This is a genomic window from Pedobacter sp. 01N416 (assembly GCF_056399685.1).
In genome coordinates this window covers 1-2,706 of the sequence record NZ_JBFTRT010000631.1, presented here as the reverse complement: position 1 = coordinate 2,706, position 2,706 = coordinate 1, and the positions used below count along the sequence as shown (strand labels likewise).

The following is a 2,706-nucleotide window of genomic DNA, read 5'->3' as shown; positions in this document are numbered from 1 at the left end:
GTTGTAGAGTATGTTGATGCTAACGAAATCACCATTAAATATGAGCGTAACGAAGATGATCGTTTAGTTTCATTTGAAGGTGATAGCAAAACTTACCGTTTAATTAAATTCAAAAAAACCAACCAGAATACTTGTATCAACTTAAAACCAATCGTTAAGAAAGGTCAGAAAGTTACTAAAGGACAAGTACTTTGCGAAGGTTATGCAACTGAAAATGGTGAATTAGCATTGGGTAGAAACCTGAAAGTGGCATTCATGCCTTGGCAAGGTTTCAACTTTGAGGATGCGATTGTAATCAACGAGCGTATTGTTCGTGATGACGTTTTCACTTCATTGCATATTGAAGAGTTTGAATTAGAAGTACGTGATACTAAACGTGGAGAAGAGGAATTAACACCAGATATCCCGAACGTTTCTGAAGAGGCTACTAAAGACCTTGATGAAAACGGTATTATCCGTATTGGTGCTGATGTAAAAGAAGGTGATATTTTAATTGGTAAGATTACTCCAAAAGGAGAATCAGATCCTTCGCCGGAAGAGAAATTACTACGTGCAATTTTTGGTGATAAAGCAGGTGATGTTAAAGATGCGTCTTTAAAAACTCCTCCTTCAATCCAAGGTGTGGTAATTGATACTAAATTATTCAGCCGTGCTAAGAAAACTACAAAAGCTGAGGAAAAATCGGCAATTGAGAAATTAGACAAAGGATATAACAATATCACTGAGAAATTAAAAGCAGAATTAGTTGACAAATTATTCACCATCGTAAATGGAAAAACATCTCAGGGTGTATTTAACATTTACAAAGAATTATTAGTTGCTAAAGGCGCTAAATTTACTCAGAAAATTTTAGCTGAGCTTGATTATAATCACATTAGCCCTAACAAATGGACTACTGATGATGATAAAAACGAGATGATTAAAATGTTGCTTCACAACTACGGTATCCGTGTTAACGAAGAACTTGGTGCTTACAAACGCGATAAATTCGCGATCAGTGTAGGTGATGAGCTTCCTTCAGGAATCGTACAGATGGCAAAAGTTTATGTAGCTAAAAAACGTAAATTAAAAGTAGGTGATAAAATGGCGGGTCGCCACGGTAACAAAGGTATTGTTGCACGTATTGTACGTGATGAAGATATGCCTTTCTTAGCTGATGGTACTCCGGTTGATATCGTGTTGAACCCACTAGGTGTACCTTCACGTATGAACCTTGGTCAGATCTACGAAACCGTATTGGCATGGGCCGGTAAAGAATTGGGTGTTAAATTTGCAACTCCGATTTTTGATGGCGCTACGCACGATGAGGTGGAAGAATGGATCGCTAAAGCAGGAGTTCCTGCTTCAGGAAAAACCTACTTATACAATGGTTTAACAGGTGAGCGTTTCGATCAGACTACAACTGTAGGTATTATCTACATGTTGAAATTAGGTCACATGGTTGATGATAAGATGCACGCCCGTTCAATCGGACCATACTCATTAATTACACAACAACCATTGGGTGGTAAAGCCCAGTTCGGTGGTCAGCGTTTTGGTGAGATGGAGGTTTGGGCATTAGAGGCATTCGGTGCAGCTAATATTCTTCAGGAGATCTTAACCGTTAAATCGGATGATGTAATCGGAAGAGCCAAAACTTACGAAGCCATTGTTAAAGGTGAGAACCTACCAACACCAGGTGTACCAGAATCGTTCAACGTATTGGTACATGAGTTACGCGGATTAGGTTTAGATATTACGTTAGACTAAGTATTAAGTATAAAGTATCGAGTATCAAGAAGGTTAATTCAATCTCGATACTTGATACTAAGTACTTGCTACTAAAAACAAAAAGATATGTCTTACAAAAAGGATAATAAATTAAAAAGCAATTTCACATCAATCACGATTAGCTTATCGTCTCCAGAAATTATTTTGGAACGCTCAAGCGGTGAGGTGTTGAAACCAGAAACCATTAACTACCGTACTTACAAACCTGAGCGTGATGGTTTGTTCTGTGAGCGTATTTTTGGTCCGGTAAAAGATTACGAATGTCATTGCGGTAAATACAAACGTATCCGTTATAAAGGTATTGTTTGCGATCGTTGTGGTGTTGAAGTAACGGAGAAAAAAGTACGTCGTGAGCGTATGGGACACATTGCTTTAGTGGTTCCTGTTGCACACATCTGGTACTTCCGCTCTTTACCAAACAAAATCGGTTATTTATTAGGTTTACCTACTAAAAAATTAGATTTAATTATCTATTACGAGCGTTACGTAGTTATTCAATCAGGCTTAATGGCTGAAGAAGGTATCAACTATATGGACTTCTTAACGGAAGAAGAATATTTAGATATCTTAGATAAATTACCTAAAGAAAACCAATACTTAGACGATAAAGATCCTAATAAATTCATCGCCAAAATGGGTGCTGAAGCATTAGAAGATTTATTAAAACGTATTGATTTAGATACTTTATCTTATGATTTACGTCACCAGGCAGCTAACGAAACTTCTCAGCAACGTAAAAATGAGGCTTTAAAACGTCTTCAGGTTGTTGAAGCTTTCCGTGGAGCTAATACACGTATCGAGAATCGCCCTGAGTGGATGATTGTTAAAATCGTTCCGGTTATTCCACCAGAATTACGTCCGTTAGTGCCATTAGAAGGTGGCCGTTTCGCTACTTCCGATTTAAATGATTTATACCGCCGTGTAATTATCCGTAAC

Annotated in this window: 1 protein-coding gene and 1 pseudogene; both read left to right on the top strand. The window is 37.7% G+C overall.

Annotated elements, in window-relative coordinates; translation table 11 throughout:
* Positions 1-1,749 (top strand): DNA-directed RNA polymerase subunit beta (rpoB, locus tag AC1DND_RS24955; RefSeq protein WP_477585247.1); only part of this gene is annotated, 1,749 nt, incomplete at its 5' end.
* Positions 1,750-1,836: 87 nt separating this feature from the next.
* Positions 1,837-2,706: pseudogene (locus tag AC1DND_RS24950) on the top strand (DNA-directed RNA polymerase subunit beta'); the annotation flags it as partial.